This window comes from Bacteroides sp. (assembly GCF_030151085.1).
In the GTDB taxonomy this organism is placed as follows: domain Bacteria; phylum Bacteroidota; class Bacteroidia; order Bacteroidales; family Bacteroidaceae; genus Bacteroides.
This window is the reverse complement of record NZ_JASLER010000056.1, coordinates 307,992-330,670: the sequence shown is the minus strand read 5'-3', so window position 1 is coordinate 330,670 and position 22,679 is coordinate 307,992. Positions and strand designations below refer to the sequence as shown.

At 43.2% G+C, this 22,679-nt stretch carries 12 protein-coding genes; all 12 read left to right on the top strand.

Features of this window, described 5'->3' with window-relative positions:
• Window positions 1-8 precede the first annotated feature (8 nt).
• Window positions 9-3,302: a SusC/RagA family TonB-linked outer membrane protein gene (locus tag Q1W14_RS11960; protein WP_300701769.1), complete on the top strand. Its 3,294-nt coding sequence runs from the start codon at window positions 9-11 to the stop codon at window positions 3,300-3,302.
• A gap of 12 nt (window positions 3,303-3,314) precedes the next feature.
• Entirely contained in the window at window positions 3,315-5,300 is a 1,986-nt protein-coding gene (locus Q1W14_RS11955; RefSeq protein WP_300701740.1) for a RagB/SusD family nutrient uptake outer membrane protein, read from the top strand.
• A gap of 187 nt (window positions 5,301-5,487) precedes the next feature.
• The gene (locus tag Q1W14_RS22015; RefSeq protein ID WP_366945758.1) at window positions 5,488-7,626 is read left to right on the top strand and encodes a glycoside hydrolase family 88 protein; all 2,139 of its coding nucleotides are present in this window, start codon (window positions 5,488-5,490) and stop codon (window positions 7,624-7,626) included.
• An 82-nt stretch (window positions 7,627-7,708) separates the two neighbouring features.
• Window positions 7,709-8,962, top strand: coding sequence for a DUF2264 domain-containing protein (locus Q1W14_RS11940; protein WP_300701739.1), 1,254 nt, complete (start codon window positions 7,709-7,711; stop codon window positions 8,960-8,962).
• Window positions 8,963-9,018: 56 nt separating this feature from the next.
• Window positions 9,019-10,299 (top strand): BNR repeat-containing protein, encoded by a 1,281-nt coding sequence (locus Q1W14_RS11935; protein WP_300701767.1) that lies wholly within the window; start codon window positions 9,019-9,021, stop codon window positions 10,297-10,299.
• Window positions 10,300-10,342: 43 nt separating this feature from the next.
• On the top strand, window positions 10,343-11,431 hold the full coding sequence (locus tag Q1W14_RS11930; protein ID WP_300701766.1) for a glycoside hydrolase family 88 protein: 1,089 nt from the start codon (window positions 10,343-10,345) through the stop codon (window positions 11,429-11,431).
• Between the two features lie 128 nt (window positions 11,432-11,559).
• On the top strand, window positions 11,560-13,488 hold the full coding sequence (locus Q1W14_RS11925) for a family 43 glycosylhydrolase (protein WP_300701738.1): 1,929 nt from the start codon (window positions 11,560-11,562) through the stop codon (window positions 13,486-13,488).
• Between the two features lie 26 nt (window positions 13,489-13,514).
• Entirely contained in the window at window positions 13,515-15,464 is a 1,950-nt protein-coding gene (locus Q1W14_RS11920; RefSeq protein ID WP_300701737.1) for a glycoside hydrolase family 97 protein, read from the top strand.
• 94 nt (window positions 15,465-15,558) lie between these two features.
• The gene (locus tag Q1W14_RS11915) at window positions 15,559-18,027 is read left to right on the top strand and encodes an alpha-L-arabinofuranosidase C-terminal domain-containing protein (RefSeq protein ID WP_300701765.1); all 2,469 of its coding nucleotides are present in this window, start codon (window positions 15,559-15,561) and stop codon (window positions 18,025-18,027) included.
• A gap of 17 nt (window positions 18,028-18,044) precedes the next feature.
• On the top strand, window positions 18,045-20,057 hold the full coding sequence (locus Q1W14_RS11910) for a glycoside hydrolase family 127 protein (protein WP_300701736.1): 2,013 nt from the start codon (window positions 18,045-18,047) through the stop codon (window positions 20,055-20,057).
• Window positions 20,058-20,226: 169 nt separating this feature from the next.
• A complete protein-coding gene (locus Q1W14_RS11905) occupies window positions 20,227-20,649 on the top strand; it encodes a hypothetical protein (RefSeq protein ID WP_300701734.1) in 423 nt (140 codons plus the stop codon).
• 19 nt (window positions 20,650-20,668) lie between these two features.
• Window positions 20,669-22,612: an alpha-L-arabinofuranosidase C-terminal domain-containing protein gene (locus tag Q1W14_RS11900; protein ID WP_300701732.1), complete on the top strand. Its 1,944-nt coding sequence runs from the start codon at window positions 20,669-20,671 to the stop codon at window positions 22,610-22,612.
• Window positions 22,613-22,679 lie beyond the last annotated feature (67 nt).

Sequence of the window (22,679 nt, the reverse complement as noted above, 5' to 3'; positions counted from 1 at the left end):
TTTATATGATGGAAAAACAGAAGATTTCTGCAAGGGCAGGGATGAGTCGGGTACTTTATACCTTAGCTATCTGCATGGCTCTTATCCTGAATGTTCAGTTCGTGAACGCTCAGAAAACTACTATCAATGTAAGAGGTGTGGTGAACGATGCAATGGGACCGGTTATCGGTGCTAGTATTGTGGAAAAAGGTAACACCGGCAATGGAACAATTACCGATATGGATGGTAATTTCTCTCTCAAGGTGCCTTCAAACGGTGCAATTATCGTTAGTTTTATTGGTTACAAAGCGCAGGAGATTCCTGTAAATGGAAAAACGTCATTTAATGTCAATTTGAAAGAAGACAGTGAAATGCTTGAAGAAGTGGTGGTAGTAGGTTATGGTACCATGCGCAAGAAAGACTTGACAGGTTCTGTCGTTCAAATCCGTCCTGACAAACTTGCTAATGAAGCCCCAAAAACCATACAAGATGTATTGCGTGGTACTCCAGGTTTGAATATCGGTTACAATGCTGATGCCAAGGGTGGTGGCACTATGATGGTGCGTGGACAGCGCTCTGTTTATGTGACCGATAAAGATAATCCTGCAAATGATACGCACAACACACCGCTGATTATCCTTGACGGTATGCAGTTCTATGGTGAACTTTCTGAAATCAATCCCGAAGATATTGGTCAGATAGATGTATTGAAGGATGCTTCTGCTTCTGCTATTTATGGTGCTAAAGGTGCCAATGGCGTTATTGTAGTAACTACAAAGAAGGGTAAGATGGGTAAGCCGACTATCAATGTCAGTGCAACACTCGGTATCAATACGAAGAGTGCTTACCGCGATGTATTCAATGCTTCTGAATACATGCAGTATCGTGAAGATTGGTATAAAGTATCTACGTATGGAGTGAATCCTACAACAGGTAAGTATGAAGCTTACCAGACTGGTAAGACAAGTCCTGGCTATTACGATCGTCCGGACAATTTGAGCGGTTATGGAATAACACAGGATCAATGGATGGCTTATAGCAAAAATGAATCAGGAGAATCAGCTCTTAGCGTTTACGCCAAGCGTTTAGGATTGGAAGATGCTGTGTTGCGCAACTACTTATCAGGAAATACACACGATTGGTATGACCAAACTTTCCGTACCGGTATCAATCAAGATTATAATGCCAGTGTATCCGGTGCCAGCGATCGTATGAGCTATTATATGTCTTTCGGTTACCAGAAGAATGAAGGTGCTGTGAAGGGTAATGACTATAGTGCGATGCGTGCCAATTTGAAAGTTTCGGGAAAAGTGACTAACTGGTTGGAAATTGGTGCTAATGTGAACTTCCAGGATCGTACAGATGGTGATATTACCGTTAGTTTAGGTACTAACTACTGGGATGCAAATATGCTTCGCAACAGCCCGTATTCCAATTACCGTGAAGAAGATGGTAGCCTGTCGCAGTATCCAATGGGTACTATTGTAAAGCGAGGTTACAACTATGAGTTCGATCGCCAATATCTTGATTTGGATAAAGGTTACACGGTATTGAATACTATATTTAATGCTAAGGTAAAGTTACCGTTTAATATTACGTATGACTTTAACATTGCTCCACGCTATGAGTTTTTTCATAACTACTATTTTATGTCGGCCGAATTACCGGATAGTAGCCCTACAAGCCGTGGTGTAGACCGTGAAAGCCGTAAACGCTTTGATTACTCACTGAATAATACCATTACTTGGGATCAGACTTTTGCTGAAAAACACCACGTAATGTTGACATTGGCGCAGGAAGCTGAAGAACGTCGTTACTGGAGTGATAAAATTGAAGCTCGTAATATCTTGCCTTCAGATGCATTGGGTTTCCATAATACTCAGAATGGAACAAAGGATAACAGCAGCTTTAATACAAATGATACACATGAAACGGCTGCCGCTTATCTGGGACGTTTGTTCTATTCTTACGATGATCGGTATATGTTTACTGGTACTGTACGTCGCGATGGTTATTGTGCTTTCGGTGCCAATAATCCATGGGCTACCTTCCCGTCTCTTTCTGTGGCATGGTCATTTGTTAACGAGAAGTTCTTCAAGTGGGAGCCGATGAGTACCGGTAAATTACGTATATCTTGGGGTAAGAATGGTAACCGCCAATTGGCAAACCCTTATCTGGCTTTGGCAAACTTGGCTTCCGGTACGGGAGGAACGATGGGCTATTACACTGGTTCGGATTATGTTGATATGAAATACCTTAGCGTAGATCGTTTGGCTAACGCCAACTTACGATGGGAAAAAACTTCTTCCTGGAACTTCGGACTTGATTTTGGCTTCTTAAATGACCGTATCAACGGTAGTTTGGAGACTTACTTCATGAGCACCAAGGATATGATTATGAGTCAACGCCTGCCTGGTTTCTGTGGATTCGGTGAAGTAACAACCAACTTGGGTGAAGTACAGAACAATGGTTTTGAATTCTCTTTGAATACAGTTAATATCATTAATCGGAATTTTGAGTGGCGTACAACTTTTGGTTTTGCTTATAATAAAAATCAGATTAAACACCTCTATAATGAATATGAAGATGTTTTGGACGAAAACGGTAATGTTATCGGTCGCAAGGAACAAGATGATACAAGTAATAATTGGTTTGTAGGTAAACCTATTGGCGAAATCTGGAACTATAAAGTTACAGGCATTTGGCAAACAAATGAAGTCGAAGAGGCAGCTAAAGTAGGTCAAAAGCCTGGTGATCCCAAAGTTGAAAACTATTATACAGCCGATGACAAGATTAATGCTGATGGTAGCCGTACACCGGTGTATAACGATAAAGATAAGCAGTTCTTGGGGACTACGAATGCTCCTATTCGTTGGTCATTGCGTAATGAATTTACTATCCTGAAGAATATTGATTTCTCTTTCAATCTTTATTCTTATATGGGACACAAGAGTCTTGAAGGCTACTATCTGAATGGCGACAATGGTGGCTCATTGATGACTTACGGATTCAATACCTTCAAGAAAGAATATTGGACACCAGATAATCCAAGTAATACTTATGCACGTCTTGAGGCACAAGGTCCCGATGGTGCAGGTAGTCCAAAGCGTCTGTATAACCGCAACTTCATCCGTCTGGATAATATTTCACTAGCTTATACGTTGCCACAAAAGTTAACCAAGATGTGGCAGATTGATCGTGTGAAACTGTATGCTACCGTACGTAATGTAGCAACTTGGGCTGCTGATTGGGAATATGCTGATCCTGAAACCGGTGGTTTGGCTACACGTACCTATACTTTCGGATTAAACTTAACCTTCTAAAAACTTGAAACAATGAAAAGTTATATCAAAAATAAACTCTCTAAGGGTATCTTGATTCTTACAGGAGCTGCACTATTGTCGGCTTGTACAGATGATTTCTTGAAACCTGACCCACTGTCGTTCTATGAACCGGAAACGACGTTTGCAACCGAATCCGGTCTGCAATCTGTATTAGCTATGTGTGACCGTCACCTGCGCTTATACTGGACCAATTACGAAGCCAACAATATCCGTGTACCTATCGGAACCGAATATTTGTTTTCGGATGTTGCTATTTATGGCAAAACGGATAATGTAGGTGGAGCTTATGGTACATGGGCTACGCGATTGACTCCTACAAGTGGTATAGCCAATGGAGATGATAACCAGATTAAATATTTCTGGGATCAACATTACTCCGGTATCAAATATGCCAACACAATATTGAGTTATATTGATGCTGTAGAAGGGATGGATGAAGGTGTAAAGCAAGAATATAAAGGTCGTGCTTACTTCCATCGTGCTTATCGTTATTTGGCTCTTGTATTTCAGTTTGGAGATGTTCCTTTGGTAACAAAGATTCTGGATGGCCCGAAGCGTAACTATAAATCTACCAAGAAAGAAGCTATTTTGGAGATGATTACTCAAGACATGGAGAAGGCTGTAGAATGGGTACCGGAACAAGCAAAAACGAAATATATTGGTATGGTGAATAAAGGGGCATGTCGTCAGTTGCTCATTAAGTGCTACTTGGCAACCGGTCGCTTTGCAGAAGCGGAAGCACAAGCAGACATCTTGATCAATCAGTCGGGTTACTCATTGATGCAATCAACTTTTGGAACTTTCAATGATGGTGGAGAACCGGAAACCTGGAAAATCACGGATAATGTGATTTGGGATTTACATCGTCCGGAAAATAAACTGATTACTGCAAATAAGGAGCTGATTATGGGAATGCCTAATAATACGGTAGATTCTCACACTGACTTTTTGACAATGCGTATCTTTGGTCCTATGTGGAATGATAATTCTTATCTGAAAGCTCCTGACGGAAAATCCGGTGCAATGAACTATGCACGTAATAACAGCAACTATGACAAGAGTCTTGACCTTGTACGCGCTTTTGGTCGCGGTATTGCTACCGTCAGTGGTGCCACTGACTTTCAGCAGCACGGCATGTGGGTAGTGAATGGTGTAGAAGATACAGAAGACCTGCGACACAACCATGAGGTGGGTAACTGGGTACGGATGGAAGATATGAAGTACAACAATCCGGAATCAGAGTACTATGGCAAGAATTTCCAACTCTATGATGATGAGGGTAAAGTTCTTTGTACAAACCAAATTCGTGACTGGTTCGACTATCCACACTATAAAATCTTCTTGGATGATGCGACAGCGGAGGCTAACCAAGGTGCCAATCAGTTTAATGGTGCGACTACTGGAAGTAATGCAAACTGGTACCTCTATCGTCTGGCAGAAACCTATTTGCTACGTGCCGAAGCCAAGTATTATCAAGGAAAGGATGCTACATCGGATGTAAACGAAGTACGTATGCGTGCTAAATGTTCACAACTTTATACTTCTGTGACTATCGGTGATATCGCTACCGAACGTGCTCGCGAACTGTATCTTGAGGAGTGGCGTGCTATGGAATTAAAGCGTATCTCTTATTGTCTTGCACTGAGTGGTAAAGTTGATGAGTGGGGAAATACATATAGTAAAGACAACTGGGATATGCAGTCGGGCACTGACGCAACAGGCGGTAGCTATTGGTATCAACGTTTGACGCACTATGCTCCATACAACCAAAATCCTAATGGCATTACGTCTGGTCCGAATACTTTGTATTTCACCTTGGATAAGCGCAATGTTTACTGGCCGATACCTAATGATGCTATTACTGCGAATAATAAAGCTCAGTTAGCTCAGAACTACGGTTACGACGGCTATGATGCTAACATTTCAGTGTGGGATAACTGGGAAGATGCTGTTGCTGATGAAAATAAGACTGAATAGGGAATTTGTGATTAAGTCTTTCATTTCTCAATAGGTAGATATAATTTGAACCCACTCTTTAGATAAGAAGGGTGGGTTCTTTGTATTTTGAAACTTAGTAAGTTATGGAAAAACTGTTTTGCTTTATCTTGGTATAAGATATTCAAGGAAATACTTTTCTTTAGTAAAATACACAAATTATTTGCGTATGAAAAATTTGAAATTGTTTTTCGTTCTGCTTTTTGCTTTGGGAACGACATTGGGACTTTCCAGCCAAAATACCGAATCAGCAGAAGATATTATAGGTATTATTCATAAAGTAAACCGTTACTGGCAGGAAAATAATTCGCCGCAAGTACGTTCTTTTTGGGATAATGCAGCCTATCATACAGGTAATATGGAAGCTTATACTTTGACAGGGGATAAGAACTATTTGAAGTATTCTATTGATTGGGCGGAATATAATCAATGGAAAGGTGCTACCTCTGATAATAAGGCTGAGTGGAAATATAAGTATGGTGAAACCCCTCAGTATGTACTCTTTGGAGACTGGCAATGCTGCTTCCAAACTTATGCTGATTTGTACAATCTAGCTCCGGCTGACTATAAAATAGCACGTGCACGTGAAGTAATGGAGTATCAGATGAGTACGGATAATAATAAATATTGGTGGTGGGCTGACGGATTGTATATGGTGATGCCTGTGATGACTAAGCTATATAAGATAACTGGAGATTCACTTTATCTGGATAAGTTGAACGAGTATTTTTCGTATGCTGATAGTGTGATGTACGATGCAGAGGTCGGTTTGTATTATCGGGATGGAAGCTTTGTATATCCCCAGCATAATATCCTGGGAGGCAAAAAAGACTTTTGGGCACGTGGTGATGGATGGGTTTTTGCTGCTTTTGCCAAGGTGTTGCAAGACTTGCCCGGCAAAGACAAACACTGCGAACTATATACAGATCGCTATTGTGCCATGGCTAAAGCATTGGCTCAGTGCCAGCATCCTGATGGTTACTGGACACGTAGCTTGCTTGAACATAATTTTGCTCCCGGCCCTGAAACAAGTGGTACAGCTTTTTTTACCTATGGCTTGCAATGGGGAATCAATAATGGGTTACTTGACTGGGCAGTTTATCAACCGGTTGTGGATAAAGCTTGGAAATATCTTACGACTATTGCTTTGCAAGCTGATGGTAGAGTAGGATATGTTCAACCTATAGGAGGAAGTGCTATTCCTGATCAGGTTCTAAGTTCTAACTCTACTGCTAATTTTGGTGTGGGTGCATTCTTGCTGGCTGCTTGTGAGAGATATCGTTATCTCAAGAATAACTGGACGGACGTAGATGGAAATTACATCAATGCCCATGGTGGTGGCATTCTCTCATACAATGATAAGTATTATTGGTTTGGCGAGCATCGTCCCGACAAAGGTTTCTCCACCCAAGTTGGTGTGACCTGCTATTCATCGTCCGATTTGAAGAATTGGAAATATGAAAGTGTGGCTTTGGCTGTTTCCGAAGAAGAAGGTTCGGATATAGAGCGCGGTTGTATCATGGAGCGTCCCAAGGTGACATACAATAAGAAGACTGGTAAGTTTGTAATGTGGTTTCATTTGGAATTGAAAGGGAAAGGTTACGGGCCGGCACGTGCGGCGGTTGCGATCAGTGACAAGATCGAAGGCCCTTACCGCTTATTGAAGTCGGGGCGTGTCAATCCGGGAAAATATCCGCAAAATATGTCTGAAAAAGAGCGGAATGCAGTTTGGAATGATGATAAATATAAGGAATGGTGGACTCTTGAATGGCGGAAAGCTGTGGAGCAGGGGATGTTTGTGAAACGTGATATGAAAGGTGGGCAAATGTCTCGTGATATGACTTTATTTGTGGACGATGATGGTAAGGCTTATCATATTTATTCGTCAGAAGAAAACCTTACTTTACAGATTGCCGAGTTAACGGACGATTATATAAGTCATACGGGGCGATATATCCGTGTTTTTCCCGGTGGTCATAACGAAGCACCTGCTATTTTTAAGAAGGGAAAGACCTATTGGATGATAACTTCCGGTTGTACCGGTTGGGATCCTAATGCAGCACGTTTATTTTCAGCTTCTTCCATTTGGGGACCGTGGAAGCAATATCCTAATCCTTGTAGGGGAGAAGGGAGTGAAAAAACGTTCAATGCCCAAAGTACGTATGTACTTGAACTTCCGGGAGATGAATTTCTCTTTATGGGCGATATTTGGAAGCCTAAAAGCCTGATGTATTCGGGGTATCTCTGGCTTCCTATCCAGTTTGATGAAAAAGGAATACCGTATCTGGAACAGAATAATGACAGATAATTACTCCTTTTTGAGACATTTGTATCCGTTGTCCTATTCGAAAACGGGATATATTTGCAACAATGAAAAACTAAAGAATATCATGAAAACAAAAAGTTATATAGGGCTGCTTTTAATAGTAGCCATGTTGATACCCATTCAAGCGGTATCAGCCAAAAAAAAGATTGAAAAAGAAGTATCCGACCGTGAGTTGTGGGCAGGAGTACTTTATCAGATGGCTGCTCCGGTACTTAGCAGTATGAGTGAAGGAAAGTTACAGGAGAATATGCTGGTAGAACTAAGCCCTACGTGGGACGGACGTGACAAACGAGTGACTTATATGGAATGTTTCGGACGATTGATGTCCGGTCTGGCTCCTTGGCTATCGTTACCCGATGATGATTCATTGGAAGGAAAACAACGGAAGCAGTTGCGTGAATGGGCTTTGAAGAGTTATGCACAAGCTGTTGATCCGGAGAGTAAGGATTATCTGTTATGGCGTAATGAAGGTCAGCCATTGGTAGACGCTGCTTATGTTGCCGAAAGTTTCTTGCGGGGATATGACGCTCTTTGGTTACCATTAGATAGTGTGACAAAACAACGGTTTATAACCGAATTTACCCAACTGCGTCGTGTAGACCCTCCTTATACCAATTGGTTGCTTTTTTCATCTACAGTTGAATGCTTTTTGAGAAAAGCAGGTGCTCAGGCTGATAATTATCGGATTACCTCTGCACTACGTAAAGTAGATGAATGGTATGTGGGTGACGGATGGTATAGTGATGGCCCTGGCTTTGCCTTTGATTACTACAATAGTTTTGTTTTGCATCCGATGTATGTAGAATGCCTCGAAGTCATGACAAATGGTGGCAAGAATAAAATATGGAATGTAAGTGGTGGTGATTTTGCCAAAGCAATGAAGCGTATGCAACGCTTCGGAATGATACTTGAACGTTTTATATCTCCGGAAGGAGCATTCCCTGTATTTGGACGCTCCATTACTTATCGTACGGGTACGCTTCAACCTCTAGCCATGCTGGCTTGGCGTGAATGGTTACCGAAAGAATTGCCTAACGGACAAGTACGTGCAGCTATGACCGCCGTAATTAAACGAATGTTTGGTGATAATCGGAACTTCAATGAAAAAGGCTTTCTTACCTTAGGCTTTAATGGCTCACAACCTAAAATATCCGATTGGTATACTAATAATGGTAGCCTTTACATGGCATCATTGGCGTTTTTACCGTTAGGATTACCTGCCGACCATCCATTCTGGACGGATGCTCATCAAGCATGGACTTCTAAAAAGGCTTGGGACGGTGAAGACTTTCCTAAAGATCATGCTTTCTATGAATAAATAAAGAATACGGAATGAAAGAATCTGCAAAACGCTTAGGTTTGTTCGTTGGGTGTATGGTAGTTTGTAGTGTAGCACTGTATGCCCAAAATATCACCTCTTTTTCTCCTAAGTCCCATTTAGTTGAGGTAGGGAAGGGGTATAGTCAAACCTCTGTCAATACTACCGTTTTTCGTAATAACTCATTGGTGACACAAGGAGACGAACAATACATCAGCTATTATGATACAGATAGTTTTCTTGTTCTTGGAAAACGGAATTTGAATGCAGAACAATGGACTTTGCATCGCACACAATATAAAGGAAATGTAAAAGATGCCCATAATATTATCAGCATGATGCTGGATGGAGCAGGTTATATTCACGTTGCTTTCGATCATCATGGCAATAAACTGAATTATTGCCGGAGTATTGCTCCGCACTCTTTGGAGTTGGGAGAAAAAGAAGCGATGATAGGAGAAGGTGAAGAAGACGTGACTTATCCGGAGTTTTATCCATTGACAGGAGGAGATTTGCTATTTGTATATCGCTCGGGCGCTTCAGGTCGGGGTAACTTGGTAATGAACCGTTATTCTGTAAAAGATAAAAAATGGATGCGTGTGCAAGATGTATTGATTGATGGTGAGAATAAACGTAATGCTTATTGGCAACTGTATGTAGATGAACAAGGTACGATACATTTATCTTGGGTTTGGCGTGAAACATGGTTGGTTGAAACTAACCATGATTTATGCTATGCCCGCTCGTTCGATAATGGAATCACTTGGTATAAATCGAACGGAGAGAAGTATGTATTGCCCATCTGTCTTGCTAATGCAGAGTATGCATGTACTATTCCACAGAATTCAGAATTGATAAATCAGACCAGCATGAGTGCCGATGCAAAGGGTAATCCGTATATTGCTTCTTATTGGCGCGATGCGGATAGTGACGTTCCTCAATACCGTATTGTTTGGAATGATGGGAGTAAGTGGCATAGCCGCCAGGTGTCCGAGCGTAAGAATCCTTTCTCCCTAAAGGGAGGAGGAACGAAGATGATACCGGTGTCCCGTCCTCGCATTGTAGTGGATAATGGAGAAATATATTATGTCTTTCGGGATGAAGAACGGGGCAGCAAGGTGTCTTTGGCATATACAAAGGATGTAGCGAATGCCCAATGGACTACTACCGATTTGACTGATTTCCCGGTAGATGCTTGGGAGCCTTCGCACGATACCGAACTTTGGAAACAGAGAAGAAGCTTGCAACTATTTGTGCAACATACCAAGCAAGGTGACGGTGAACGAACGGTAGAGTTTGAACCTCAACCGGTATATGTATTAGAAGTAATTAAATGAAGCTTTAATCAATAAAGAAATGAAATTAAAATACTTTATTCTGATGCTTTGTGTGAACTTCGTCTCATGCACAGCCCAAAAACCGAAAATAGAAGATGTTATCGGCATAATAAGTAAGGTGAATAATTATTGGCAACAGACACACCCTGAACACGAACGTGCCTTTTGGGATAACGCTGCCTATCATACCGGTAATATGGAAGCGTTCTTCCTGACCGGTAATTCCGATTATTATGACTATTCCGAAGCATGGGCCGAACACAATGAATGGAAAGGTGCCAAGAGTGACAATAAATCGGAATGGAAGTATAGCTATGGCGAAAGCGATGACTATGTTCTTTTTGGTGATTATCAGGTATGCTTCCAGGTTTATGCTGATTTATATAACGTGAAGCCCGATTCTCAGAAGATAGCCCGTGCCCGTGAAGTTATGGAATATCAGATGAGTACAGATAAGAATGATTATTGGTGGTGGTCAGACGGCCTTTACATGGCTATGCCGGTAATGACGAAGCTGTATAAATTGACTGATAATCCGCTTTATCTGGAAAAGATGCACGAATATTGGACGTATGCCAACGGCATTATGTATGATGCCGAGGCTGGTTTGTACTATCGTGATGCCAAATATGTCTATCCCAAACACAAGAGCGTGAATGGTAAGAAAGATTTTTGGGCACGTGGTGATGGTTGGGTACTTGCTGCATTAGCGCGGGTATTGAAAGACCTGCCCGAAACAGATCCGCACCGGCAGGAATACATAGAACGTTTTCAAACATTAGCCAAAGCAGTAGCTGCCTGCCAACAACCCGAAGGTTACTGGACCCGCAGTATGCTTGATCCTGAACATGCTCCGGGGCCTGAAACCAGTGGTACCGCTTTCTTTACTTACGGTCTGCTGTGGGGAATGAATAATGGATTATTGGATAAGGCAACTTACCAACCGGTTGCTCTGAAAGCATGGGACTATCTGACTACCGTAGCCTTGCAACCCAACGGACGCATCGGTTATGTGCAGCCCATCGGTGAAAAAGCGATTCCCGGTCAAGTTGTTGATGCCAATTCTACCTCGAACTTTGGTGTAGGTGCTTTCTTGCTTGCATCTTGTGAGATGGTGCGTTTTTTGAATTAACATTAATCTAAGGTGATAAATAAGTGTATATGTTACACAACATATACACTTTTATTGTATAATACCTGATAAAGTGTTATTTTTACACCATCTAATTAGTTTAATATAAAAAGATTATGATTATTAGAATGAAAAACACTTTTCAGATGAGTTTTCTGGCAATAGTATTGTCATTGTTTTCACTTCGCGGCTATTCTCAGCAGATGCCTTTCCCCGAGAAGGATTATGTAGCATACTTGTTCACTTATTTTACAGGTAATCATATAAGTGAAGAAGCTGTTTGCTATGCAGTTAGTATGGACGGATATACGTACTGGGCATTAAATAATAACAAACCTATACTCGACTCCAAAGTGATTAGTTCGACTGGCGGAGTACGCGATCCGCATATCTTGCGTTGCCAGGATGGTAAAACTTTTTATATGGTGGTGACCGATATGGTTAGCGACAATGGCTGGGATTCTAACCGGGCTATGGTATTGCTGAAATCTACTGACTTGGTGAACTGGTCACATTCGGTTGTCAACATGCAGAAACGTTATGCCGGACAGGAGAAATTAAAACGTGTATGGGCACCACAGACTGTATTCGATCCCGAAGCAGGAAAATACATGGTCTACTGGTCAATGAAATATGGAGACGGTGCGGATGTAATTTATTATGCTTATGCAAACGAAGACTTTACCGACCTGATAGGTGAACCTAAACCTCTCTTCTTGCCCGAAAATGGAAAATCGTGTATCGATGGCGATATAGTATATAAGGACGGTGTTTTCCATTTGTTCTATAAGACAGAAGGACATGGCAATGGCATTAAGGTGGCTACCACCCGTTCGCTTACCTCGGGCAAGTGGACAGAAGAACCCGATTACAAACAACAAACCACGGACGCTGTAGAAGGTGCAGGTACCTTTAAACTTATCAATCAAGATAAATATATATTGATGTATGACGTATACATGAAGGGCAAATATCAGTTTACTGAAACTACCGATTTGCAAAACTTCAAAGTCATAGATGCCGACGTGAAGATGAACTTCCATCCACGTCACGGAACTATTATTCCTATTACACGTGCTGAATTAAAACGTATTACCGACAAATGGGGCAAACCGGCTGAATTAGGAGAAATTCCTAATAATCCTGTATTGCCGGGCTTCCATGCCGACCCTGAAATATTGTATTCACACCAAACACAGAAATATTATATATATTCCACTACCGATGGACAGCCGGGCTGGGGTGGATGGTACTTCACTGTGTTTTCATCTCCCGATTTGAAGGAGTGGACGGACGAAGGTATCATGTTAGATCTTAAATCCGAGCAAGTGCCTTGGGCGGATGGTAACGCATGGGCACCTTGCATTGAAGAAAAGCTTGTTGATGGTAAATACAAGTATTTCTTCTATTATAGCGGCAACTGGACCGAAGGCGGAGGCAAGCAGATAGGAGTGGCTGTGGCCGATTCTCCTACCGGACCTTTCGTTGATTTGGGACATCCCATCATTACAAAGTCCCCCGCTGGCGGAGGGCAACAAATTGACGTGGATATATTTACCGATCCGGTATCAAAGAAGTCTTATCTGTATTGGGGCAATGGCTATATGGCTGGTGCCGAGTTAAATAAGGATATGCTTTCTATCAAAGAAAAGACAATTAAAGTAATGACTCCGCAAGGAGGAACATTGCAGGATTATGCCTTTCGGGAGGCTGCATACGTGTTCTATCGCAACGGACTTTATTACTTCCTGTGGTCGGTAGACGATACGGGGTCGCCCAATTATCATGTGGCATACGGCACTTCCAAATCTCCATTAGGACCGATTGAAGTAGCAGAGAAGCCTGTTATCCTGATTCAAGACCCGGCAAAAGAGATATATGGCCCTGCGCACAATGCAGTTTTACAAATTCCGGGAACGGATGAGTGGCTCATCGTTTACCATCGTATTAATAAAAACTACTTGAAGGATAGTCCCGGCATTCATCGGGAAGTGTGTATAGATCGTATGGAGTTCAATACGGACGGCACAATAAAACCGGTAGTACCTACACGTTAAAATACAAATCTAAAAAACTTTATAGTATGAAAAACAAACTTACAGGACTTGCTTGTTTAATGCTGATGGCAGTGATGCCGCTTGCAGCACAAAACGTAGTAGTGAAAGGACCTGATGGAAAATTACAACTTACAGTATCATGCCCGGAGAGTGGAGAGGCATCATACACTATTGATTACAATGGCAAACAAATGTTGGCATCCTCACCGTTGGGGCTGGAAACGAATGTTGGCGACTTTGCCAAGTTCCTGAAACTGACCGGACATACCGAGAAGGCGATAAACACTGTTTATAATCAGTCGCGCATTAAAGTATCTCAGGTACATTATACGGCTAATGAGTTGGTATGTTCCTTTGCCAATGCCGCAGGCCAGAAGATGGATGTAACCTTCCGCATAAGCAATAACGACGTAGCATTCCGCTATACCTTGTCCCGCCAGGGCGAACGTGGTAGTGTAACGGTGAACCAGGAAGCAACCGGTTTCCGTTTTCCGCAGCAGACTACTACTTTCCTTTGTCCGCAAAGCGATGCCATGATAGGCTGGAAGCGTACAAAGCCCAGTTACGAAGAAGAATACAAAGCAGATGCACCGATGAATGTGCGTTCGCAGTACGGACATGGATATACTTTCCCTTGTTTGTTCCGGATAGGAGATGATGGTTGGGTGTTAATTAGTGAAACCGGTGTTGACAGCCGTTATTGTGGTTCACGACTGAGTGATGCACAAGACGGCATGTACAACATCGCTTTCCCTATGCCCGAAGAAAATAATGGCAATGGAACCTCTGCGCCCGCTTTCTCACTGCCGGGTTCTACACCTTGGCGCACGATTACAGTAGGCGAGACTTTGAAACCGATTGTGGAAACTACCGTCCCCTGGGATGTGGTGGAACCACTTTATACGACACAACACGACTATAAAATGGGACGTGGTACATGGAGCTGGATTCTTTGGCAAGATAACAGTATCAATTACGATGACCAGGTGAAATACGTAGACTTGGCAGCTGCTATGGGTTATCAATATGTATTGATAGACAACTGGTGGAACACTAATATCGGTCATGAACGCATGACGCAATTCATTAAATATGCCAATTCCAAAGGTGTGGATGTATTCTTGTGGTACAGTTCGAGCGGTTACTGGAACGACATCGTGCAAGGACCTACCAATATGATGGACAATGCCATTGTGCGCAAACGTGAGATGAAGTGGCTGCAACAACAAGGTGTAAAAGGTATCAAGGTCGATTTCTTCGGAGGTGATAAACAGGAGACGATGCGCCTCTACGAAGATATTTTGAGTGATGCCGACGACCACGGTCTGATGGTGATTTTCCACGGTTGTACCATTCCTCGCGGGTGGGAGCGCATGTATCCCAATTACGTGGGCAGTGAAGCCGTCTTGGCATCGGAGAATATAATCTTCAACCAACACTTTTGCGATGAAGAGGCTTTCAATGCTTGCCTGCATCCTTTTATCCGCAATACAATAGGTAGTATGGAGTTTGGCGGTACTTTCCTGAACAAACGTATGAACCGTGGTAATGATGGCGGAACAACCCGACGCACTACAGATGTATTCCAGTTGGCAACTGCCGTCCTTTTCCAAAACCCGATTCAGAATTTTGCTTTGGCTCCTAATAACTTGACGGACGCACCGCAAGTCTGCCTCGACTTTATGAAACAAGTACCCACTACATGGGATGAAACTCGCTTTATCGACGGTTATCCCGGCAAGTATGTGGTTCTTGCCCGCCGCCATGCCGACCGTTGGTATATAACTGCTGTAAATGGTAGCAAAGAAACTCTGAAACTAAAACTCTCTTTGCCTATGCTGGCAGGAAAGACGGTTTCTTTCTATAGCGATGACAAGCAGCTCCAACCGCAGATGAAATCACAGAAGATAAAGGCTGATGGTAGCTTCCAATTGATGATACAACCGCAAGGCGGAGCAATACTTGTTGCTGACTGATATAGTATATATATTTTACTTCAAATACCGAATAAGCACCATGAATAAGTTATTTTACTTCTTTGCTACCTGTTTGTTTCTATCTTGCACCACGATGTTGCAAGCTAAGACAACCAAAGTAACGAATGAACCCGATTCCGTTTTCTTCTTCTCTTACGCTGATGCAGAAGGACAAAGTGGACTACGATTTGCCTGGAGTCCGGAAGGTACTCAATGGTTTTCCATTGCCGATGGCTACGATTATGTAAAATGTGATTTCGGTCCTTGGGGACGCCAAAAGAAGATGTTTCGTCCGCAATTAATGCAGAACCGTGCCGACGGTCATTGGCATTGCCTTTGGACAGCCACCCAAAGTGGAGAAGTATTGGCACACGCCGCTTCTGCCGACCTGCTGAAATGGGGACCGCAGAGTTATTTCACATCAGCAAACCGTGCCCGGTATTTGCCTTCAAGTATTATTCCCGCTATTGAAAAGAAAGTCATAGTGAATGGTAAAGAAGAGAATGGCTGGATGCAGCGCGTACCTTATTCTACCATCGAGCAACTGGTTCGCTTTGCCGAACATAGGAAATATCGCCAGTCGCTTTATGACGAACGTACCGAGCAAGATCCCGTCCGCTTTGCCGGATTGAAACCGCTCGAAGCTACTATCAACGTACAAACCTCACAAGCAAAACCTATCAGTGAGCATCTCATTGGTGTGTTCTTCGAAGATATCAACTATGCAGCCGATGGCGGACTATATGCAGAGCTCATACAGAACCGCGACTTTGAATATTCCTCAAAAGACGGTTCCCGCGAAGGTTGGGATAGTAATTATGCCTGGTCAGTGCGGGGTGACGATGCTACATTTACCATTGCCACTGCGAATCCTATCCATGAGAATAACCCTCATTATGCTGTGCTCAACATCGCCAAACCGGGTGCATCGTTTCAGAACCCCGGTTTTGACGGCATCACATTGAAGAAAGGTGAGAAGTATGATTTCTCCCTCTTTGGTCGAGTATCCCAGGGCAGTAAGGGCGGCAAGGTACTTGTGAAACTGATTAATCATGATGGTAGCGAAATAGCTTCTTCATCTGTAAATGTATCTTCTAAAGAATGGAAAAAATACAGTACTGTACTTACCGCTAATGCAGATGTGCGTTCTGCCGAACTGGCGCTTGTGCCGCAGGTGCCCGGTACCTACGAGCTCGATATGATTTCCCTCTTCCCTCAGAATACTTTCCGTGGACACAAGAACGGATTACGTGCCGACCTTGCACAAACACTTGCCGATATGAAGCCCCGCTTCGTCCGTTTCCCCGGTGGTTGTGTAGCTCATGGCGATGGGGTAGACAATATCTACGATTGGAAAGGCTCCATCGGCCCGCTCGAAGCCCGCAAGCCTTTGCGTAACCTATGGGGTTATCATCAGACTCGTGGACTGGGTTACTTTGAATACTTCCAGTTCTGTGAAGATATGGGTGCCGAACCTGTGCCTGTACTAGCTGCCGGCGTGCCTTGCCAGAACTCCGGTTCTTGCAGCCACCACTCCAAAGGCGAACTGGGATGCAACGGTCAGCAAGGAGGTATCCCGATGGAAGAAATGGGAGCTTATATACAGGATGTGCTCGACTTGATAGAATATGCCAACGGCGATGCTAAGAAAACAGTATGGGGACGAAAACGAGCCGAAGCCGGACACCCAAAGCCTTTCAACCTGAAGTTTATCGGCATTGGTAATGAAGATTTGATAACCGATATTTTTGTAGAGCGTTTCACGATGATTTTCAATGCCGTCAAAGAGAAATATCCCGAGATAACGGTGATTGGCACTGTAGGTCCTTTCTACGAAGGTACTGATTATGACGAAGGTTGGGCACTTGCTTCCAAACTGAATATACCAATGGTGGACGAACATTACTATGTTGCTCCGGGCTGGCTCATTCATAATCAGGATTATTACGACCGTTACGACCGCAATAAATCAAAAGTATATCTAGGTGAATATGCAGCCCATCTGCCCGGTCGTCCTAATAATATAGAAACGGCATTGGCAGAGGCTTTGTACCTCACTTCTGTAGAAAGAAACGGTGATGTGGTATCCATGACTTCATACGCTCCCTTGCTTGCCAAAGAGAATCACACGCAATGGACTCCTGATTTGATCTACTTCAACAACGAGGAAGTGAAACCTACCGTCGGTTACTATACCCAGCAGATGTACGGTCAGAATGCAGGTATCGAGTATGTTGCTTCCTCAGTCAACTTGAATAATAATGGAGACGCAGTGAAGAAACGTGTCGGTGTTTCGGTAGTGAAAGATGAACTTACAGGCGATTATATTGTGAAATTAGTAAACCTGCTTCCGGTAGAAATCACTTCTCAGATAAAACTGGATGGCGCTGCTTTAGTAAATCCTACGGCTACGAAGACTATTTTGTCGGGTGATCCGAAGGATAAGGAAGCTAAATCAGTCTCTTCTGACTTTGAAGTGAAAGGAAATGACTTCCCTTATACAATGCCGGCTTACTCGTTTACGGTGATACGTATTCATCAAAACATAGCAAAGAAGAAGTAATCTAGAAGATAATAACCATGAAAACATTAGTAACCTTGGCGCTTGTCGCCACTTTCGCGGGTAGTATGTCGGCTCAGAAAAAGCAGACTATTCATTCGGGATATCCTATTGATCCCGTATCTTTTACCGCAGTTAAAGTAACGGATGGCTTTTGGGGTCAACGTCTCGACGCCAGTCGTAAAGTAACTATTCCTCTGGCCTTCAGCAAGTGTGAAGAGACTGGCCGTTATGAGAATTTCATAAAAGCGGCTCATCCCAGTGATGACTATAAGGTCGAAGGATTTTCCTTTGATGATACCGATGTGTACAAGACAATTGAAGGTGCCAGTTATTCTCTTCAGACTTATCCGGATAAGAAGTTGGAAAAGTACATCGACAGTGTATTGGTAATTGTAGCCGGGGCACAGGAACCGGATGGCTATCTTTATACAGCTCGTACTATGAATCCTAAGCATCCGCATAACTGGTCGGGACCGGAACGTTGGTCGGAAGTGGAGAACCTGAGTCATGAATTCTATAACTTAGGTCACATGGTCGAAGGTGCAGTAGCCCATTATCAAGCTACCGGCAAGCGTAATTTCCTCGACATCGCCATCCGCTATGCCGATTGCGTATGTCGGAATATAGGCGAAGCCAACGGGCAGAAGCGAGTTATCCCGGGGCATCAGATTGCAGAAATGGCATTGGTGCGCCTTTATACGGTGACGGGAGATAAGAAGTATCTCGATCAGGCCAAATTCTTCCTCGATGCACGCGGCACTACGGCACGCAAGGATATGTATTTGCAGTCGCATAAGCCGGTATTGGAGCAAGACGAAGCAGTAGGTCATGCCGTACGTGCAGGTTATATGTATTCCGGCATGGCGGATGTAGCTGCCATCACGGGTGATAGCTCCTATATCAAGGCTATTGACCGGATTTGGGAGAACATTGTCGGCAAGAAGATATACATTACCGGTGGTATCGGTGCCCGACATGAGGGTGAAGCCTTCGGTGACAACTACGAGTTGCCCAATCTGACCGCTTATAACGAAACTTGTGCCGCCATCGGCAATGTTTATATGAACTATCGCCTCTTCTTGCTGCACGGTGACGCTAAATACTTTGATGTACTGGAACGTACTCTTTACAACGGTCTTATTTCCGGTGTATCGCTGGATGGCGGGAAGTTCTTCTATCCCAATCCGCTGTCATACGACGGTAAGTATCACTTCAATGCCGACCATACGATAACGCGTCAGCCTTGGTTCGGCTGTGCTTGTTGCCCCAGTAATATCAGCCGTTTCATTCCTTCCTTGCCGGGTTATGTCTATGCTGTAAAGGATGACCGTGTCTATGTAAACCTTTTCCTCTCCAACCGTGCGGAACTGAAGGTAAATAATAAGAAAGTAACGCTTCAACAAGAAACTGCCTATCCTTGGAATGGAGATATCCGTTTGACAGTAGCACAGGGTAATGCACCGTTTACGATGAAGATTCGTATTCCGGGATGGGTACGTAATAACGTATTGCCAAGTGATTTGTATGCGTATGCCGACAATCAGAAACCTACTTACCGTGTTCGTTTGAATGGTCAGGAAGTACAGGGGAAACTGACGGATGGTTATCTGGATATCAACCGCAAATGGAAGAAAGGAGATGTTGTAGAAGTGCACTTCGATATGCTTCCCCGTGTAGTAAAAGCGAATGATAAGGTAGAAGCCGATAAAGGTCGTGTAGCCGTTGAACGGGGTCCTATTGTATATTGTGCCGAATGGCCGGATAATAACTTCAATGTGAATACTGTCTTACTGAATCGTAATCCTCAATTCAAGGTCGTTGAAAAACCTGATATGCTTTACGGTATCAACGAACTTGTAACGGATGCTCAATCTTTGAGTTATAATGAAGCAGGGAAGTTGGCTGCGAAAGATGTTCAATTGACATTGATACCTTATTATGCTTGGGCTCATCGAGGTGAAGGCAATATGGATGTTTGGTTGCCGATGGAGGTAAGTGCTGCTTCCGCTATGCCTCAAAAGGGCGAATAAGCAGGAGGACAACGGGTTCTTTAAAAAATTAGAAAAGATAAATATATCAAAAAGAGAATTCTTAAAAACGTCTTGCTTGGCAAGTATGTGCTTTTGCGGGTTTGGACGACTTATGGGAGCCGAGAACATTCAATTGAACAACTCCGATGGGGCTGATACATTAACTTCAATGTCTAAAGGATGGATTAAGGAACTTTTGACAAATCTTGATACTAACCTGAATGAAGAACAGCTTCGACTATTGGTGAAATCAGCATCAATAGCACATTTTAATTTGCTTGAAATGGAAACTAAATTAATTCCTTTTAAAGGTAAACTAAATGAGTATATAGCCTATATTGAAAAAGAGTGGGGGTGGAAATGCCATTTTGAAGACGCAGGTAAGGTTCTAATAGCAGATGAAGCAAAGCCTTATTGTGTCTGTCCGTTGATTGATCAAGAATCTAATAAGCATTTACCTGCTCTTTGTTATTGCTCAGAAGGTTTTGCTGAAAGGATGTTTTCAGTAGTATGTGCACACCCCGTCAAAGCTCGAATAATTTCTGCTGTATTGCGCGGAGATGATAGATGTATGTATCGAATAGAATTATAACAAAATAAAAGATGAAACAATGAAAAAAATAACCACCTCTTTACTGGTATTATCCCTTACCTTTGGCATGCAAGCCCAGCAGCATATAATGACGGTAGACGTCGCAAAGCCAATAACCAAGATTAATCCTGCTATGTATGGCATCTTCTTCGAAGATATTAACTTCGGAGCTGATGGCGGACTGTATGCCGAACTTGTGAAAAACCGTTCTTTTGAGTTTCCTCAATCTTTTGTAGGTTGGGTACCTTTTGGAAATGTGACGGTTAATGAAGAAAATCCTTGTTTTGACCGTAATCCGCACTATGTACGTGTTGTTAACGACGGTCGTTTGCTGCGTGCCGGACTTGATAATGAAGGTTTTCGTGGTATTGGCTTAAAGCAAGGGGAAGATTACCATTTTTCCGTTTATGCCCGTACTCCGGATACCAAGCCGATGAAACTTTCCATTGAATTGGTAAACTCCAACGGTCAGAATCTTTTAAAGAAGGAACTCGAAGTCAGTGGCAATAACTGGCAGAAGCTCACTGCTACTTTGAAATCTCCTTTCACCGATGCCCATGCCCGTCTGCGTGTTGTATTATCGACGAAAGGTACCGTGGACATGGATCATATTTCCCTATTCCCTGCCAATACCTGGAAACAGCGTGAGAATGGTTTGCGCAAAGATCTTGCCCAAGCGCTCTATGACCTCAACCCCGGCGTATTCCGTTTTCCCGGTGGCTGTATCATCGAAGGTAACAATCTGGCTACTCGCTATCAGTGGAAGAACAGTGTGGGTCCCGTAGAGAATCGTCCTTTGAATGAGAATCGTTGGAATTATACTTTCACACACAAAGCATTCCCCGACTATTTCCAAACACTCGGTCTGGGCTATTACGAATACTTCCTCTTAAGTGAAGACCTTGGTGCAGAACCTCTGCCTGTATTAAGTTGCGGACTTTCTTGCCAGTACGAAAGCAATGAAATAGTACCTATTGCCGAGCTTGATCCGTATGTGCAAGATGCTCTTGATCTGATAGAGTTTGCCAATGGTCCTGCTACCTCTAAATGGGGCAAAGTACGCGCCGATATGGGACATCCGGCTCCCTTTAACCTCAAAATGATTGCTATCGGCAACGAGCAATGGGGTGAAGTTTATCCCGAGCGTCTCGAAGTATTTATAAAGGCTATTCGTGCCAAATATCCTACTATGCAGATCATAGGTTCTGCCGGTCCGAATGCCGATGGCGATAAATTTGATTATCTCTGGCCCGAAATGAAGCGTCTCGGTGCGGACTTAGTGGATGAACATTATTACATGGCTCCCGATTGGTTCTTTGCCAATGCCGCCCGTTATGATAACTATGACCGCAAAGGTCCGAAGGTGTTTGCCGGTGAGTATGCTTCGCACGACCATCCTACAGGTAAAGCCAATAACTTCCTCGCTGCTCTGTCCGAAGCCGCCTTTATGACGGGACTTGAACGCAATGCCGATGTTGTTCGTCTGGCTACATACGCTCCGCTCTTTGCCCATGTAGACGCATGGCAATGGAACCCTGACCTGATATGGTTTGATAATCTTCGTATGATGCGTACACCTAATTATTATGTACAACAGATGTACGGCATGAACCCCGGAACCGACGTGCTCTCTTTAAAGATGAACGGTAAGCCTGTGACCGGACAAGACAGCCTCTATGCAACTGCTGCACTGGATGCTCCGACAGGAGAAATCATCTTGAAGCTTGTCAATGCAAGCGCTCAGCCTGCAAAGATAAAGATTGACTTCAACGGATTGAAGAAGCAACAAATCGTATCGGGTACTTGTACTTATTTGCAGAATTGTGATTGGAAGGCGATCAATACATTAGATCAAGAAACAATAGTGCCTCGTGTCCGTCCGGTAGATATAAATGCTACTTCTTTGGAATTAGAGGTACAACCACGTTCATTCGGGGTGTATCGGTTACAAATGAGTAAATAGCCGCCCTTTTTGAACGATAATTCCTCTTGAATACGTTATAACTTTTCTATCTTTGTAGCGGTATGTG